This is a genomic window from Caulifigura coniformis (assembly GCF_007745175.1).
Lineage (GTDB): Bacteria > Planctomycetota > Planctomycetia > Planctomycetales > Planctomycetaceae > Caulifigura > Caulifigura coniformis.
The window spans coordinates 3,664,296-3,680,225 of sequence record NZ_CP036271.1; the positions used below are offsets into that span (position 1 = coordinate 3,664,296).

Genomic DNA, 15,930 nt, shown 5'->3' on the forward strand with positions numbered 1-15,930 from the left:
TAGACAGGGGATCGCCATGCCGGCACTCCCGGAATCGGGGGCGCGCGTCAGACCGGAGTTTTCAGCACCCGGGCGGCGTCGTCGACGGTGGCGCAGACCGGCCAGATGGAGTCGAGATGCGTCGTCTTGAGGACTTCGTGGCAGTAGGTGGAGACGTTCGCTAGGGCGAAGCGTCCTCCCCGCTGCTGCAGGCGTTTCCAGACGCGGAAGAGCACTTCAATGAACGACGACCCGAAGAACTCGATGTCGGCGAAGTCGAGCACGAGGTTGGGTTGCTCGTTCGCGGCGGCCGTCATCAGAACATTGGAGGCCGAGCCGACGATCTCTTCGGTGATGTTCTTGTAATCCGGCCCGAGCGCGACGACAGTCGCCTGGTCGAGATTGGTGATCTGCGGGGCAACCGGCATGTCGATCGATCAGGGCGGGAGGACAGAAGTCACCCGCGATTCTCCCGGCGGGGGCTGTTTTGTCAATTGCGGCCGGTCCCTCAAACGGCCGGTGGCTCAAGGAATACGTTTGGAGGCCGCGGGGCCTTCCCAATCCGCACTCGACGGGAGGGGAGGGGGCTGAGTGCGGGGGGCGCAGGAGATCGGCTGGCTGCCCGGACTGCTCTCCTTGGCGAGAATCGATTTCCCCGCGATAATTGGGAGAGTGTCCCGGAGGCATCAGAGGTTCGCTGTTCGCATGTCGCTTCTGCACGAGTCCGATCGTCACCGCATCAACGGCCGCCTGGGAACGGTGCTTCTCCTGGCGGGTGTCGGTGGGCTGGTGCTGTGTCTGTTCGCCCAGTCCGGGCAGTTGCCACCAGTGATGCTTCGGATCTGGGGACGGGTTCCGGCGTTCTGGTGGACGGCGACTTTTGCCCTGTTCGGAGGCGGCTTCGCGGCGCTGTGGTCCTCGGGGCATGCGTCGACCGAATGGAAGCCGCGGCACGGCGGCCGGCGGTTTGAATCGGCCGTCCTGTATACGAAGCACGACTGTCCGCTGTGCGACGACGCGCGGTTCCTGCTGCAGATGTATCGCCGGTGGCTGCCGCCGATTCGCGAGATCGATATCGACATTCACGCCGATTTCAGGGACGCATTCTGCAAGTGCGTGCCGGTGCTGGAACTCGATGACGAGATCCGCTTTCGCGGCAAGATCAACGAGACGCTGCTCCAGCGGCTGCTCGAAGGAACTCCTCCCGCGGAAACGACGACCACGCGGGCCTGAAGGCTGCGGGTCATTCTTTGGGGATGTAGTTCCGAAGGAATGTGGCGCTCTGTCGCAGCGACGCCTTGCGGAGTTCCACGGTTCCTTCGTAGGCGCGGTCTTCGACTTCGACGCAGACGGGCCCCTGGTATCCGCAGTCCGTCAGCACTGAGAAGAACCGGCCCCAGTTCACATCGCCCAGTCCGGGGAGCTTGGGAGTATGGAACAGGGCAGGGTTCGCCAGGGCGCCATATTCATTGAGGGCCCACTGATCGAGGCGGGCGTCTTTCGCATGGATGTGGAACAGCCGGTGCTTGAACTCCATGAGCGCCGGGGCGGGGTCGATGAACTGGAAGACGAAGTGTGACGGGTCGAAGTTGAGCCCGAAGCTGTTGCTGTTGATGTCATTGAACATCCGCCGCCAGATCGCCGGCGATGTCGCGAGGTTCTTACCACCGGGCCATTCGTTCTTGCCGAACAGCATGGGGCAGTTCTCGATGCCGATCCGGATCTTGTGAGCTTCAGCATGCGCGATGATGGGGCGCCAGGTGTCGAGGAACCGGGGCCACTGGTCATCGACCGATTTCGTCCAGTCCCGGCCGACAAAGGAGTTGACGGTGCCGAGGCCGAGGGCCGCCGCTCCTGTGATCACCTGCTTCAGATGCAAGACGACGGCTTCCGACTCGGCGAGGTCCGGGGTGAGTGGATTCGGGTAATAGCCCAGCGCGCTCAGCTTCACGCCGGTCGATCGCACGGCCGAGTCGATTTCGCTGAGTTCCCGGTCGCCGAGCGAGGCGACGTCAATATGCGTCACGCCGGCGTAACGGCGTTCGGCCTTCGAGGGGGGCCAGCACATGACTTCTACGCAGTCGTAGCCTGTTTCGGCCGCGAACTCGAGAATCTCCCGCAGGGAAAGCTCAGGGAACAACGCGGTGACAAAACCCAGCTGCATCACTCTTCCTCCCGGGGATCCAACGTTTCCACGGCCGTTTGGCCGGCGCCGAGGGCAATGTATCCGGCCCGAGGCGGCTCCGCTTCCGTCGGGCACCGTTGAATGGATGCCTGATGAAAATCTGATCGACATTTCCCTCCTGGGAGGGGTGTCGGGATACAATGACCGGACGCGTGCGCTCGCGCCGTCTCGAGGGCTCCGATGCCGATCAAATTCCGCTGCACCCATTGCAACCAGTTCCTGGGGATTTCCCGCGCTCAGGGCGGCAGCATTGTCGATTGCCCCTCGTGCGGCCGCACTCTTCGCGTTCCGAACCTGGACGGCACGGTTGCTCCGCTTCCGAAACCGGCGATCGATCTGAACGACAATTCTCTTGCCTCCGCTCTCGAGCAACTGGCCGCGCTCGATCTGGGCGTTCCGGAGGAACCGCCTGCCGCGGGGCCCGGAAGCATTGCGACCGCGGTCGCCCAGGCACCGCCCGTGAAGGCGGTGCCGCTGGCGCCAGTGTCGGCCTCGCCAACCGACGTTCCGGAATCTGAACCGCCGGGAGCCACATCGTCGCGGCCGTGGGTCGAAGTCGACGAAGAGCTGGCCTCGCTCGCGCGGGAGGCGCCTGAGCCCGCGATCGCCCGCCGTTCTTCGGTCGTCACGCGGCGCGATCTCCTGGTCGGTGCCACAACGACGGCCCTGGTGGTGCCGCTGACATGGTGGTTCGCGACGCCGCGACGCGCCGTCGACCTCGTGGAAGAAGGTGGCGCCAATCGGCCTGCCGGCAGGGAGAGCGCTCCGGCCGAGCCGACTCCGGTCGCCGAATCCGTGCCCGCGCTGACGGGCAGGATCACGTACATCACGCCGGACGGCGAGTCGCTTCCGGACGCCGGGGCCCGCGTGCTGATGTTTCCGGAGCAGCGGCAGGGGAGTGCGCTGATGTCGGTGGATGGCTTCGCCGCGAATGCCGATGCGGCGGATCAGCAGCTGGCACGCGAATCGATCAAGCTGTCGGGAGGGGCGTACGTCCTTGCCGACGCACGCGGGCGATACGGGGCCGACCTGAGGTCGTCAGGCACCTACGAGATTCTCATCATCTCGAACTACCAGAGCCGCCCCGCGGGACCAGTACCCGCCGATCTCCTGAAGTCGCTCGCCCGCTACTTCGATCGTCCTCAGCAATTGATCGGGCAGCGGTCCTACGAGTTCTTCCATCTGCGGTTCACCGGCCGGGAGCCTGCGGTTCGGGACCACGTGTTTCAAAGGTCGTGAAGCAGGTCGGGGGCAATCGAGCGACGTGGCTCGTGTTGACCCCCGGGTTAGAGCGGTTCGACCAACTGGCTTGCCGACGCCCGGATTTCTGCGGAGGCGGGGAGGATGTCCCGCGAGGTGCGGGCCTGCATGTCGCGGGAAATCGCCTGTCGCATCGCCTGCAGCATCGCCACAGGTTGCTTGCTCGAGGCTTCGATGAATTTCACGTCGGCGACTACGAATCGTCCCCGTTCTTCCTCGAGCTCGATTTCAGCGACGTTCTGTCCGTCGGACAGGGTGATCCGCGACTGGAGGTCGCCGGCCCGGATCGCGACGACCGGCGCGATCAGACGTCGCACGACGTCGACGCCGATGTCCGGTGCTTCCGAAACCTGTTCCCACACGATCCGGTCGAGGCTTGTCCCGGAGGTCGCCAGCAACTGCTTCCTGTCCTGTCGGCGGATTCCGTCGGCCATCTCGTAGACGGGGCCGAGCAGTTCCAGGTGCTTGCACAGCGACGACGGACGGTCGATCACCGGCAGCAGCACGTCGTCCACTTTGACTTCGGCAGCTTCCGTGTGCAGGACGTAGGTGAGAGCCCGCTCGCCCTGCATGACCGTGACTTCGGTCACCGGCCCCTGGAACACGGTCGTGACGAGGCGCGGCGGAGCGTTTTCAATTTCAGGCAGGCGAATCAACCGCAGGATCTCCGGCGGGAACCGCCTCCAGACGCGATCGTTGAACTGTGTCGTGGAGAGATGGCGAATCTGCTCGACGTCTCCCGAGGCGAGGATCTCCGCGTAGTACTCCACTAGGGCATGCGCCTGAAACATGGAGGAGACCCGTTTGACCTGCTCATCCTTCCGGTCGTAGATCGTGATTTCTTCCACCCGGGCCTGGGTCACCTTGTCGGAGGAACTCGTCGGCACTTCGCCGCGTTCGTTCTGCCACTGCACGTTGAGGGTGAAGGTCTCGTGTTCGGCGGCCAGCAGGACGTCGAGCTTGTTCAGGTGCTGCCGCACTTCAAACGGCCGCGTCAGCAGGTCGACGACCGGAAGTGGAACGCGGCTCAGCTCGGCGCCTTCGAGGCAGCGACCGAACTCCGGGGTGCAGAGCCCGGTGAGGACCGCTTTTTCCGATCCGCCGTAAGCTTCCAGGAACCTGCGTGAGAAGGTGAGGGCCAGGGACAGTTTCCGCAGCGAGCTGACGTCGCTGTGATCGACGCCCGGCCAGGAGGCGTCCTCGAGCAGCCAGCGACCGTCCGTGAGCTTGAACTCCATCAGCACTTCGCTTTCGCGGCCGCCGTTTCGCAGCAGCTTGACGATGGCGCGGTCTTCCTTCATCGAGGCTTCGGGCCGGAACGATCGCAGTGGACCTTCGCCCGCCACCCGCTCCGTCACCTTTTCCAGCCACGCGGGGGGGAGGCCGTCGAGTTCGCGACGGAGATCGGGAGTCGTGGCGGACATGATCCGCTCGCGGTCCTTCGACTGCCAGTCGTTGATGAGTTCGCGGACCGACAGCAGCAGGTTCATCTGGTCGGTGATGGAACGCCAGACGGCGCGTTCGTCGCCATCCTTCTTCTGTGAAACGAGCACATCGTCGACGACCCAGCGGCCGCTCTTTTCGCGGATGAGGTGATACTCGATCGGCTTCCTGGCTTCGCCGTGCTGGACCTTCACGAGCCGCTCGTTGGGCCCCTTCTCGTCGATCGAGATGACCTTCACCTTCCCCTGGGGAAGGTTGATGAGCTTCAGGTCCTGGGTCGATTCCGACAGCCGCAGGGCCTTCTGCTCAAATTCGCTCGAGGTGCTGGCTTTCAGCCGGGAGAGGTCCTTGGACTCGATTCCCCTGGCGAACGCGGTGACAGCCTGTTGCGTCATCATACCGGTGCAGCCCGGCAGACATGCGCCCAGCGCAGTGCAGACGGCGGCCCTTCGCAACAGACGTTTCATGATTCACTCCGCAGTTCCCTTGAACCGTTGCCTCGTCGAGCCGGCTGAGTCGTCCTCTGGGAGACTCGTCCGGAACGGGCGCAACACGGGCTGGCGATTGGCGCCGGACTCCGTGCACCGCGGGGATGTGCCAGATCGGCCGGACAGGGTCAATTGCAGGGACCGCAATCTGCCGGAAAACGGCCTCCCCACGCCATTTGGGCTGCAGGGTTCGGCAGGAATCGCCGAGAGGCCGGGGCCGGAACTCGCGTCTCAACCCGCGGCGGCGGGCGCCAGAATCTCGCCGAGCCCGACTGTCAGGCGATCGCCACACCAGCGTTGCATGGGGCCTTCCAGCAACGTTGCGAGTCCTTCCATACCTGCGTCTTCAATCCGACGGGCATAGGCCGTCAGGAACAGGGGGCTCAGGACTCCCGAGCGTTGGAAGGTGGGCAGGATCTCCGGGGGTCGCTCTCCGAGAAGTCCGATCGTGCCCCGTTTCATTCCGGCCCCGGAACCCCTGCCAGAAGTCCCGCCGACGAGGATCGTCCCGGCGATCATCCGTGAGCCGCAGAAATCGCGGCAGGCCCCGCCCACGGCGATCAATCCCTTGCGCATCACGCGGCCGGTTTCATTTCCTGCATCGCCGTCGATCAGGATTTCACCGCCGGTCATTCCGCGACGCGAGCCGCGATATCCGCCCCCCGCACAATCGCCGGCCGAACCGAAAACCCGGATCAGCCCGCCCCTCATTTCGGCTCCGGCCCAGTCGCCGACATCCCCCCGGACTTCGATGCGTCCTGACGTCATTCCCGCGCCCAGGTGCATCCCGGCCGATCCTTCGACCACGATGGTTCCCGATCCCAGGCCTTCTCCGATGCGTTTGACAGTGCGCAAGTCTCCTTGCCATCGGACGATGAGATCATCGTCGCAGGAGCCGGAGACATCGAACAGATCGCCGATCGAGAGGCGGGCATTGCCCTGCGTGATCGCCGTTTGCCGGACCTGGTCTGTCGAAAGGCCGCGGAGCCGTTCGGGAAGGACGCCGTCCACTTCGACGGGAATTCCGCAGGCCTGCCGCAGCGACAGGGTAACGGCCATCAGCCCGCCGGTGGACGTGTGCGGTACTTGTTGATGATGTCCGCAGCGGTGTCGCGCATGGAGACCGGTTTGTCACCACTCTGTCCGGCCGGGGCCGCGGGCTTGGGCTCAGGCGGCTTGGCCCCGGTGGTTTCCGGGTCGGGCAGGCGGATCTCGATCTGCGGTGCTTCGGTGGCCGCCGGTTCCGCGGTCGTCGAGCTGGCGGGCATTCCCTGGGCCGGCATCATCTGCGGCGCCACGCCGGGATACATGCCCATGGGCGGATAAGCCATCGGCTGCTGGTAGTAGCCGGGCATCTGGGGCATCTGGTAGCCAGGGTAGCCATACTGCATCGGGTACTGCGGCGGATAGCCGAGCGGCGGCTGTCCGTACATGCCCATACCGGGCTGCTGGGGCATCCCGGCGAACGCGGTGTCTCCCATGCCCGGCGCGGCGTAGTTGGCCGTGGGCATCTCGATCATGGTTTCGCTGGAAGCCTGCTCGGCGGGCATCGGCTCGGGCGCGGCGGCCGGCTTGGGCATGTCGGTCTGCGTCGACCCGGACAGGCTGGTGGACGTTTCTTCCATCGAGGGGTCGCGAACGACCACATCGAATTCCAGTTTCCCGATGACGACCCGGTCACCTTCCTTCAGGATGACCTGTCCGCGGATCCGTTCGCCGTTCACGAACGTCCCGTTGGTGCTTCCGAGATCTCGCAGGCGGATCGAATACTCATCCGAGGTGAAGACGCAGTGGTGGCGGCTCACCAGGTCGCTGTTGGGACGCAGGTGACAGTCTTCTTCGCGACCAACCAGAAACTTACCGACCGGCAGGGGAATGACACTTCCCATCTGCTTGCCTGTAGCAACTCGCAGTTCAGCTTGAAACATGGAGTACTCACCCAACCGAGCGCAGTGTGGACTGTAAACTTCGGCAGAAACCGGCCGGATGCAGCCGCCTGATCGACCTCATGCCGATGGACGTCATTGAAAGCACTGACGACGGGAATGAAGAAAAACCTGGGGAGAACTCAACAATGACTTGAAATACTGTGCCTAAGCAAAACCACGACAACGAGATAAGAATACCTTACGCTACGAACCAATCCGGGAGGTGTCAATCTGCGGAGAGTTGCTCTTAGCCCAGAATCGGGAAAACTGCCGGATAAAAATTTGCAAATCGTCGAAACGCACGATCAGGGTTTCGCCGGTTGGGACGGACGCTCACCCGATGTGGACCCCGACGATGGTTCATTCGACTTCGTCGTTGTCTCCCCGGCTGTCGGAGGAGCAACGGGAGCGGGCGCCGGCGCGGCCTTTTCGACCTTGCCGTACATCAACCCGCCAACCTTTCCGTGACGCCAGGTCCCCGCGTACTGGTCATCGTAGAACATCACCCGGGCCGTGAACTCGCTGCCCACGAGTGGAATCGTCAGGTCAGTGACCGACAGGACCGGGGTGTCGTTTGCAAAATGAACCTGGACAGGGACCGGGACGGTGACGTCGAGCTTGCCGTACTTGATCTGTGAGTTCACCAGCCACTGGTCGTCAGAGACCTTCTGGATCGACTTGATGCCGTAGCGTTCCGGTGTCTGCTTCCCCCGGGGGCCGCCCGATTCGTCCGCGGGGCGGCTCCGGTTCACGGTGAAGTTTCCGACCAGCACGGCGTCCTGCATCAGATCGGCGAACGCCTGCTCTTTCTCGTCGAGCACGATCCGATTCTTGTCGTCAGCCGCCACCGACGACAACGCACAGCCGACCAGCAACGCCACCGTCAGAAAACGCGTCATGGCATTCCTCCACTGCGAACACAAATCCCGGTCGCGAACATCCTATCTCGGCCGCGCTGGCTGCCGGTAGCGACTCGAGCGTTCCTGCGGGATCAATCCGTCCGACCCTTCGGTGACCCGGCGATGACCGCCAGCAGGCCGTCCCAAGTGTAGTCTTCGGCGATCACCTCGACCTGCAGGCCGGCCTCTGCGGCTGCTTCCGCCGTCACCGGGCTGATGGCGGCAAACCGGGGAAGGGAGCCGGATTGACGCAAACCGGCCGTCACCCGCGCCACTCCACGGGCGATGGAGGGACTGCTGAGGGCAATCCAGTCGAGCCGTCCTTCCTGCAGCCGGACTTCCACATCGGGCGGAAGTCGGTCGACATCCTGGTTGCGATAGACGACGACCTGGTCGAGAACCGCACCGGCGGCCGCCAGTTCCCGTGGAAGGACATCCCGGCCCCGATTGGCCCGCGCCCAGAGCAGGCGGTTTCCATGCACCCTTCCCGCGAGCGATTCCGCAAGACACTCCGCGCGGTAACCATCGGGCATCAGGTCGGCCCGCAATCCGAACTCGGTCAGGGCATCGCGTGTGGCGGGACCGATGACTGCGATCCTGAGGCGTCCGAGCCAGCGGGAATCGCCTCCCTGCTGCCACAGGCGGGACATCAGCCCTCGCACGCCGTTGACGCTCGTGAAGAGGATCCAGTCATACTCGGCCAGTCGCGAGATCGCCGCATCGACCTGTTCCCACGACCCGGGAGGCGCGATGTCGATGAGCGGCATGAGGACCGGCTCGCCCCCAAGCGAATTCACCTTCGAGATGACGGGAGTCAATTGGTCCTCAGCCCGGGCGATTCCGATGGACGTCCCCCGCAACGGCTTGTCGGTGAACCAGTCGGCCGGCTGTCGCGCTCCCACGACGTCGCCGACGATGATCAGCGAAGGGGCATGCAGTCCGGCCTCGCGAACCAGAGCGGCAATGGCGTCGAGCGGTCCGGTGACAAACCGCTGTCCTGGGAGGGTCGCCTGGCAGACGACGGCCGCTCGCGTTGCGGCAGGTTTTCCGGAGGCGATGAGTTGCTTTGCGATCAGGTCGACACGATCGAGGCCCATGTAGAACACGAGCGTGCCTGAAATCCTCGCGAGGGCGGCGTAGTCGAGTTTCGATTCGGAACGGGAATGCTCTTCATGCCCGGTGATGAATGTGACGGCCGAGGCGAAGTCGCGATGCGTCAGCGAAATGCCGGTGCAGACGGCTGCGGCGGTCGCTGCCGTGATTCCGGGAACGACCTCGAAGGGAATTCCCTCGGCCGTGAGCGCTGCCGCTTCCTCTCCCCCGCGACCGAAGATAAAGGGGTCGCCCCCTTTGAGGCGGACGACGGTCAGCCCTTCGCGGGCCGCGGAGATCATGCGTTCGTTGACGGCATTTTGCGGGACGTGAAGGCCGCCGCGGCGGGTGCGGGCGGTGCGTTCCGTGGCGCCGCGCGTGTGACGCAGCAGGAGCGGGTTCACGAGGCCGTCATACAGCACGAGGTCGGCGGCATTCAGGCATTCGACGCCGCGCAAGGTGATCAGTCCCGGATCTCCAGGTCCTGCTCCCACCAGATAAACCTTGCCGACGCTGTTCATTTCGGAGTGCGACCGCCTGCCGCGCGCGGACCTGAAAGTGGACCTGAGCAATCGCTCACGCCGTGCAGACTATTGGTGTGCTCATGCGGTCGCAATCAGCCGGTCGCGTGCATCGCGCGGACGGATGTTTCCGATGATCCGCGTCAATCGATTGCGGACCGGATCTGCGACATCCAGTCGGCATAAGAATCCATCGGATGCAGTACGGCCGCGAACTCGCGGCTCTGAAGAACGCGGTTGGCCTCGACCTTCGCCGCGGCGCGGCGCTGGTCGTCCAGCAGGGAGGGCAAGCGGTGCTCGACGAGGGCGGCCAGTTGCTGTTCGACGGCCCGCAGCGTGCGCGCGACGCCGCGGCGGGCCGACCGGCCCGTCCGTCCGCCGGAGCGTGATGCCTTGAGTTCTTTCAGTTCGGCAACCAGCCGCTGCTTTTCGCGGGCCAGTTCCCCATGGCGGGCTTCGGAGAACTTCTCCGCGTTGTAACGGGCGTCGCGGACGGCGCGCTGCGCGCTGCGCCAGTGCTCCCGGGCGTTCGGAAAGCCGCCTCCCAGCGGCAGCCAGCGGCTTCCGGTGAGCGTCATGTAGGCGGGCATCTCCAGCCCGAAGAACTCAGCGCCGAGGGCGTCGGTCATCTCATCGTATTTCGCGCCGCCGATGCCATGGATGAACAGGTCCGCCAGGAGCAGACGCGAGAAGAGCGTCGTCGCCAGCGCCCGCGGCCTGAGCCGCACGCCGCAGCAGAGCAGTTCGCGCAGTTCGGCGATACGCGATTCGCTTCCTTCCGCCGATTCTGCGGCAGAGAACGCTCCGAGCGTCTTCTCGCCGTCGCTCAGTTCAATCGAATCGCCGGAGCGCCGGACGAAAAGCCGCCGGCGGTGCAGGTCGCCCTCGAAGTAAAGCCAGAAGGGGAGTTCATGGGCGTCGCCATCCACGGCGAGATCGGGAACCGGGTGGGCCGTGCTGCGAACGCGGTTGACCTGTCGATACTCGGCCAGCCGGGCATTGTACGATTCGCGGAACTCGGCTCCGCGGATCGCCAGGTGCCGGAAGAAGTGGAGGAATGCGGAGGTGCTGGAGACGGCGGAGAGCTCGACTTCAGCATTGGACAGGCCGTGGCGGCGCTCGAGAGCGATCCGCGCGGCGGAGAGCGCGCGGGTCAGTCTGCCTGAATTGCGTGCCTCCGTCACCGCGGCCGGCCAGACTTCGTTGAGCAGCGGCGTGAAGCCCCACTCCCGCTGGACGATATCCGTCACGGAGTCGCCAAACTGGCGGAACTGGTCGAGATCGGAAATGCGGGCCTCTTCACCGGGCCGGGCGCCGGCCGGTTCATCGAAGGCGACGGTTGAGGTCCGGGGGGATGCGACGGGGCCGACCGGGACGGCCACGGCCCGCGAGGAAATAACGTCCTGATCGACGATCAGGTTGGCGCCGATTCCGGAATGCTTCTCGGCGATCAGGGCGGCGGCGATGTTCTTGACCCACACGCCCGCATGCGTGAGCGTCGGCTGGTGCCCGGCGACGAACCACAGCGAGTCGCGGACCCGGCGGTCGAAATCGGCGTGACAACAACAGGGAGACGTGGAGGCAAACTGGCCGCCGCTCAGTTCCGAGAGGAATCGACGGCCGGCGAGGAGGGATTCCGACCGGGCTCGCGCGCGCAGCTCCGGGAGCGGCTGGCCGTCGATGACGACGGAGGACGCCAGGAGCCGGTCGCGGTTGTGCGCGGCCACCTCGCCCGCATCCGCGAGACGTGGCGAATCGAGAAGCCCTCCATCCGTCCGTGGGGCCTGCCAACGGCGGCGGAGCACAAGTGTCGTGGCGTCGGTCACGTCTTCTCCAACGGAATCGGCTGATCCACGACGCACTCACCGGCGAGACGGTCCAGCAGTTCCGGGATGCTCTCGCCGACGATCAGTTTCCGGCGATGAACCGGCCTGATGAATTCTTCCGTCACGGCGTTGTCCAGGAACTCGAGCAGCGGGTCGTAAAAGTTTTCGCTATTCAACAGACCGATCGGCTTGTTGTGCAGGGCTAATTGTTGCCACGTCCAGATTTCGGCAAGTTCCTCGAGCGTGCCCAGTCCACCCGGAATTGCCAGAAACATTGACGATTCCGCGGCCATGAGGGCCTTGCGCTCGTGCATCGACTGTACGACGCGCAGCTCGGTGCAGCCGCCGTGACCCAGTTCCTTCGCCATCAGATGATCGGGAATGACGCCAATTACCTGTCCGCCCGCTTCGAGGACGGCATCAGCGACGACCCCCATCAGGCCCACATTGCCGCCGCCGTAGACCAGCCGCCAGTTGCGGCGGGTGATTTCCTGTCCGAGGGCGTTGGCCGCCGCGGTAAAGGCGGGATTCTTGCCGTGTCGGGAGCCGCAAAAGACGCAGAGGGAGGTCACAGATCTTGCCGGAAAAAGGGTGCACCACGGAGGCACGGAGGACGCAGAGACGCACGGAGAGTGTACATCCGAGGAACTCTGGATCAGGTCTGGCCTGCCAATTCCTGAATTCGCCCGCGGACTGCTCGATAACGAGACCGCAAATCGCCGTAGATGTCCTCGATGACCTCATAGTTGCTATAGAAGTTCAGAACGTGATCGACGCCTCGTAAAATCGACGGCCAGGGGGGACCGGGCGAAGGATTCTCGGCAACGCGAAGCTCGATCAAGCCGATGAAGCAGTTGACGGCATCCGAGTCCTCCGCGGAGGCATCGCTTTTCAGGTAGTTGACGACCGCCTCCACGTAGTACGCGAAGGCTGGATATCCCATCCACCTGAGGTCATGGATCACTCGCATTGCGAATCCCTCGCTGCAGCGAGCTTCGATTTCATCACGCCACTTGCCGAGAAACCGGTCCACGGCGGACCGCTCATCAAGCGAATCGAAGACATTAATGTCGGACTCGGTCGGAAGTGATTTCGATTTCTGCTGTCTGCGAGCCATTGCCGCCATTCGCCTGTTTACATCGCGCTGAGGATCGCATTGCCACGGAGGACGCTGAGGCGTTCGAAGAACAATATCCTTTCATCGAGATGTTGCCCGGCGCTTCATTTTTCAGTTGAACCTCGACCGCTCATGTCTGATCCATTCAGCCAGCACGCAAGTGACAGTTCTGTACAACGAACGGCGGAGGCCGAAATGCTTGCTGCGCTCGCACAGCAATGGAATATCCGGTTTGATGGCCGGCCCGCGATCGGCCGACGCGTTGATCTCGACGGCTACGTGAAAAGTCCAACGCCGATCTGCGTCGAGGCATGGGCGCATCAGGGACCAGCAAGAGGGGCTCAGCCCCATAAGGTCATGCGTGACTTCTGCAAGCTGTTGCTTGTCGAAAAACTGCTTTGCGTTCCCTGCCGCAAAGTCTTCCTGGTCTGTGACTCAGTCGCATTGAAGTTTCTTGAAAACTCCTGGCAGGGCAAATTTGCGGATGAATTTGGCATCGAACGTGTCGTCGTGAATGTCTCGGAAGAGACACGACAACGCATCCGTGAAGCGCAGGTTCGACAGCGTCGTTGACTGATACAAAGTGTGCGTTTCCAGTGGCTTTGCCACTGGAAACGCACACTCCACTCATACGCTGAACTGCGTCTCTGCGTCCTTCTCGGACGGCGACGCCGGGCAGACCCAACAACACAGGGGGGCTGATGCCCCCCCGCTCGCCTGCTTGACGAAGCCAACGATCACACTCACCAACCGTGAGCTTCCCGCACCTTGATCATTGCCTTCAGAATCGTGTTCCACGTCTCCGGTTTTTCGAGCGTGGCGTTCGGGAACATGCAGCCGTCCCAGCAGATGTGCTGGATGCCGCGGTCGGCGGCGCCCTGCAGCCAGTAGCCCGAGCACTTCGTGATGTCGAGTTTTCCGTTCGGATCGTCGGCCGGGCAGTGACGGCCGGTTTTGTCGTGCGAGCCGCTGCCGTGGACGGTGCCGTCGTTCTGGGCGACGTGGAAGTCGATGGTCCAGGGACGGAGCGCATCCGTCATCGTCTTGTAGGCCGCATCGAACTCGGCCGTTGAGTAACCCTCTTTCAGCAGCGCGTGCTCGGGGGCGTTGTAACCCATCAGGTACAGGTACGTGTGGGCGAGGTCGGCCTGGAAACCGACGGTGCCGGGCATGTCGGTCTGCTCGAGCAGTTCGACCATGTTCTTCCAGGAGTGCATGCCGGCCCAGCAGATCTCTCCCTCGGCCGCGAGGCGTTCACCGTTCGCGGCGGCGACGATGCCAGCTTCACGGAAGGTGGAAGCGATCTTCTTCGTGGAGGCTTTGGGGTCGTCGTACCAGTGTGTCGGGCCGTCGGCCGCGTCGATGCGGATGACGCCGTACTTCCGGACGCCGTGCGCCTTGAGCAGGTTCGCGATGCGGCAGGCCTTCTTCACGGCCAGCACGAACTTCGCCCTCTGTTCGGGAGAGCCCATCGCGCTGTCGCCGACGGTGCCCGGCCAGACGGGGGCGACGAGCGAACCGATGGCGAGGCCCTTGGCGGCCACCTTGTCGGCGAGCCGTTTGACGTCGTCGTCGGACAGGTCGATCGGAATGTGCGGATCGAAGAGGAACAGGTCGATGCCGTCGAACTTCTGGCCGTCGACGTTCGCATTGACCGTGAGCTCGAGCATCTTGTCGAGCGAGAGGAACGGTTCCGCTCCGGGTGAGCCCTTGCCGACGAGGCCGGGCCACATGGCGTTATGCAGTTTGGGGAACGTCTTCCGGGCGGCGGCGCTCATCGGCGGAAACCTGTTCGTTCGAGGTCGTGAAAGTTCGAACGAGCATGACACACGGGGCGATGCTGATCGTCAAGCGAAACGGATTCACCGCGGAGACGCAGAGGACGCGGAGGACGCGGAGAGGAGATCCAACGACGAAGCCGGTGAACCACGGAGTTCACTGAGACGCACGGAGGAAAGCAGAGGGCATTGATTGACGCCGTCTCTGCGCCCTCCGCGGCTCTGCTGTGAATCTTGCCTGCCTATGAATATGACAGCGACGTCGCCGTGATTCGCGAGTCGTCTTCGAGCGAGCGGCGGGAGGAGATAGATTGGGTTTTGAGGGCGGCGTGGTAGCTGCGGACCGCTTCAGCCGGGGCGAGGTTGTTGTCGACGATGTCGCGCAGGTGCTGGATGAACAGCAGCTGGCTTTCGGCCTCGTTGATCTTCCGGCCGAAGAGCGCGACGCGGGCGCCGTGCTTCCTGGCATCGTGAATGAGCTGGAACGCGTCGCGCGTGGTGCCGGCCGATCCGCCGAGGACGCCGACGACGAGATGCGGGTCGTAGGCGACGAGGTCTTCGAGAGCCCGCGGTCCGGGGTAGGGGATCTTGAGGAACGCGGGGCGGCCGGCGGAAGTCACCCCGGCGAGAGTGCGGACGATGGCATCCGAGACGAAGTGCACGACCTCTTCAGCCGGAACGGCTCCGGGGACGTTCGGATGGAACACTTCGAGGAAATGGCGGAACCGTTTGCGTTCGGCTTCTTCGCGGAAGGCAGCGTAGGCGGTGAGTGCTTCCCAGTCGCGATCGCGGTCGTTGGCGAACGTGATGGAGTAGAGCCCCAGATTGGCGCCGCTGATACGGTCGCAGTGTTCATCGTCGATGCGGCCGGTCCGGGCGTGGTTGATGGTGGCCGACCGGAAGGGCCGGCTCGCCTTGTCGCCGAGGGCGCTCCCCCGCATCAGCCAGATGTCGGTGGTGTCGTTGGCCCGGATGGCGGGAGTGACGGTGGAGTGATCGAAGATCCGTTCTTTCAGCGTGAGCTGCTCGCTGGTGCTGTTCGACATCAACATGATGTCGACGAGCCCCTGCTTCACGATGGCGCGCATTTCGTCGCGATACTCGGCCAGAGTTCGAGAGCGCGTCGGCTTGCCACCGCCGTCGTAGAGCTGCCCGGTCGCCCGGAGGCCGAACGCCATGTCGGCGTCCTTCGCGTCGGCGATGAGGAATTCGCGCGAGCCGTGAGGATCGGCATGGATGGCGGCAAGCTTGCGGTCGAGGGACTTGGATTTCACGGTGCGGTCTGCAAAACGTCCGGCCGTGCGGGCCGAAAGGGTGGGGTGGGAAAGCGGCGGATCATAGCCATCTGCATCGCCGTGAAAACGAAGCGGCCCCGGATCTCCAGGCGAGAGTGGTTTCCAATGGGAGAAATCGC

Annotated in this window: 15 protein-coding genes; 3 read left to right on the plus strand and 12 right to left on the minus strand. The window is 64.0% G+C overall.

Features of this window, described 5'->3' with window-relative positions; translation table 11 throughout:
* Positions 1–47: 47 nt before the first annotated feature.
* Positions 48–407: an STAS domain-containing protein gene (locus tag Pan44_RS14770; RefSeq protein WP_145030790.1), complete on the minus strand. Its 360-nt coding sequence runs from the start codon at positions 405–407 to the stop codon at positions 48–50.
* Between the two features lie 277 nt (positions 408–684).
* Here Pan44_RS14770 and Pan44_RS14775 point away from each other — a divergent pair, with 277 nt between their 5' ends.
* Positions 685–1,212 carry a glutaredoxin family protein gene (locus Pan44_RS14775; protein ID WP_197453337.1) on the plus strand — a complete coding sequence of 176 codons (528 nt, stop codon included), beginning with the start codon at positions 685–687 and terminating at the stop codon, positions 1,210–1,212.
* Positions 1,213–1,222: 10 nt separating this feature from the next.
* On the opposite strand, the gene Pan44_RS14780 is transcribed toward Pan44_RS14775, so the two are convergent.
* Positions 1,223–2,143, minus strand: a complete 921-nt coding sequence (locus Pan44_RS14780) for a sugar phosphate isomerase/epimerase family protein (RefSeq protein ID WP_145030791.1) — start codon at positions 2,141–2,143, stop codon at positions 1,223–1,225.
* Between the two features lie 201 nt (positions 2,144–2,344).
* Here Pan44_RS14780 and Pan44_RS14785 point away from each other — a divergent pair, with 201 nt between their 5' ends.
* Positions 2,345–3,403, plus strand: coding sequence for an FmdB family zinc ribbon protein (locus tag Pan44_RS14785; RefSeq protein ID WP_145030792.1), 1,059 nt, complete (start codon positions 2,345–2,347; stop codon positions 3,401–3,403).
* A gap of 47 nt (positions 3,404–3,450) precedes the next feature.
* Here the strand turns inward: Pan44_RS14785 and Pan44_RS14790 are convergent, their stop codons facing one another.
* The 8 genes from Pan44_RS14790 to Pan44_RS14825 all read right to left on the minus strand — a co-directional run bounded on the left by Pan44_RS14790 (position 3,451) and on the right by Pan44_RS14825 (position 12,738).
* Entirely contained in the window at positions 3,451–5,334 is a 1,884-nt protein-coding gene (locus Pan44_RS14790; protein WP_145030793.1) for a hypothetical protein, read from the minus strand.
* A 252-nt stretch (positions 5,335–5,586) separates the two neighbouring features.
* Positions 5,587–6,414: a formylmethanofuran dehydrogenase subunit C gene (locus Pan44_RS14795; protein WP_145030794.1), complete on the minus strand. Its 828-nt coding sequence runs from the start codon at positions 6,412–6,414 to the stop codon at positions 5,587–5,589.
* Positions 6,414–7,283: an FHA domain-containing protein gene (locus tag Pan44_RS14800; RefSeq protein ID WP_145030795.1), complete on the minus strand. Its 870-nt coding sequence runs from the start codon at positions 7,281–7,283 to the stop codon at positions 6,414–6,416. Before Pan44_RS14800 ends, Pan44_RS14795 begins: the two co-directional genes overlap by 1 nt.
* Before the next feature lie 305 nt (positions 7,284–7,588).
* Positions 7,589–8,182 (minus strand): hypothetical protein, encoded by a 594-nt coding sequence (locus Pan44_RS14805; RefSeq protein WP_145030796.1) that lies wholly within the window; start codon positions 8,180–8,182, stop codon positions 7,589–7,591.
* Positions 8,183–8,274: 92 nt separating this feature from the next.
* On the minus strand, positions 8,275–9,795 hold the full coding sequence (gene cobA / locus Pan44_RS14810) for a uroporphyrinogen-III C-methyltransferase (RefSeq protein WP_145030797.1): 1,521 nt from the start codon (positions 9,793–9,795) through the stop codon (positions 8,275–8,277).
* Between the two features lie 143 nt (positions 9,796–9,938).
* Positions 9,939–11,621 (minus strand): hypothetical protein, encoded by a 1,683-nt coding sequence (locus Pan44_RS14815; RefSeq protein ID WP_145030798.1) that lies wholly within the window; start codon positions 11,619–11,621, stop codon positions 9,939–9,941.
* Entirely contained in the window at positions 11,618–12,193 is a 576-nt protein-coding gene (locus Pan44_RS14820) for an LOG family protein (RefSeq protein ID WP_145030799.1), read from the minus strand. The genes Pan44_RS14815 and Pan44_RS14820 overlap by 4 nt, the downstream gene beginning before the upstream one ends.
* An 83-nt stretch (positions 12,194–12,276) precedes the next feature.
* Positions 12,277–12,738 (minus strand): hypothetical protein, encoded by a 462-nt coding sequence (locus Pan44_RS14825; protein ID WP_145030800.1) that lies wholly within the window; start codon positions 12,736–12,738, stop codon positions 12,277–12,279.
* Positions 12,739–12,933: 195 nt separating this feature from the next.
* Here Pan44_RS14825 and Pan44_RS14830 point away from each other — a divergent pair, with 195 nt between their 5' ends.
* A complete protein-coding gene (locus tag Pan44_RS14830) occupies positions 12,934–13,311 on the plus strand; it encodes a hypothetical protein (RefSeq protein WP_145030801.1) in 378 nt (125 codons plus the stop codon).
* 170 nt (positions 13,312–13,481) lie between these two features.
* Here the strand turns inward: Pan44_RS14830 and Pan44_RS14835 are convergent, their stop codons facing one another.
* Together Pan44_RS14835 and Pan44_RS14840 are read right to left on the minus strand one after the other, a co-directional pair.
* Complete coding sequence (locus Pan44_RS14835; RefSeq protein WP_197453338.1) at positions 13,482–14,516, minus strand: TIM barrel protein; 1,035 nt, start codon at positions 14,514–14,516, stop codon at positions 13,482–13,484.
* A gap of 242 nt (positions 14,517–14,758) precedes the next feature.
* Positions 14,759–15,790 carry a beta/alpha barrel domain-containing protein gene (locus tag Pan44_RS14840; RefSeq protein WP_145030802.1) on the minus strand — a complete coding sequence of 344 codons (1,032 nt, stop codon included), beginning with the start codon at positions 15,788–15,790 and terminating at the stop codon, positions 14,759–14,761.
* Between the last annotated feature and the right edge of the window lie 140 nt (positions 15,791–15,930).

What these genes read in the sequence shown, in the direction of transcription:
- Pan44_RS14770 (WP_145030790.1), bottom strand. Translation starts at nt 407, where the DNA reads ATGCCGGTTGCCCCGCAGATCACCAATCTCGACCAGGCGACTGTCGTC.
- Pan44_RS14775 (WP_197453337.1), top strand. Translation starts at nt 685, where the DNA reads ATGTCGCTTCTGCACGAGTCCGATCGTCACCGCATCAACGGCCGCCTG.
- Pan44_RS14780 (WP_145030791.1), bottom strand. Translation starts at nt 2,143, where the DNA reads ATGCAGCTGGGTTTTGTCACCGCGTTGTTCCCTGAGCTTTCCCTGCGG.
- Pan44_RS14785 (WP_145030792.1), top strand. Translation starts at nt 2,345, where the DNA reads ATGCCGATCAAATTCCGCTGCACCCATTGCAACCAGTTCCTGGGGATT.
- Pan44_RS14790 (WP_145030793.1), bottom strand. Translation starts at nt 5,334, where the DNA reads ATGAAACGTCTGTTGCGAAGGGCCGCCGTCTGCACTGCGCTGGGCGCA.
- Pan44_RS14795 (WP_145030794.1), bottom strand. Translation starts at nt 6,414, where the DNA reads ATGGCCGTTACCCTGTCGCTGCGGCAGGCCTGCGGAATTCCCGTCGAA.
- Pan44_RS14800 (WP_145030795.1), bottom strand. Translation starts at nt 7,283, where the DNA reads ATGTTTCAAGCTGAACTGCGAGTTGCTACAGGCAAGCAGATGGGAAGT.
- Pan44_RS14805 (WP_145030796.1), bottom strand. Translation starts at nt 8,182, where the DNA reads ATGACGCGTTTTCTGACGGTGGCGTTGCTGGTCGGCTGTGCGTTGTCG.
- cobA (WP_145030797.1), bottom strand. Translation starts at nt 9,795, where the DNA reads ATGAACAGCGTCGGCAAGGTTTATCTGGTGGGAGCAGGACCTGGAGAT.
- Pan44_RS14825 (WP_145030800.1), bottom strand. Translation starts at nt 12,738, where the DNA reads ATGGCTCGCAGACAGCAGAAATCGAAATCACTTCCGACCGAGTCCGAC.
- Pan44_RS14830 (WP_145030801.1), top strand. Translation starts at nt 12,934, where the DNA reads ATGCTTGCTGCGCTCGCACAGCAATGGAATATCCGGTTTGATGGCCGG.
- Pan44_RS14835 (WP_197453338.1), bottom strand. Translation starts at nt 14,516, where the DNA reads ATGAGCGCCGCCGCCCGGAAGACGTTCCCCAAACTGCATAACGCCATG.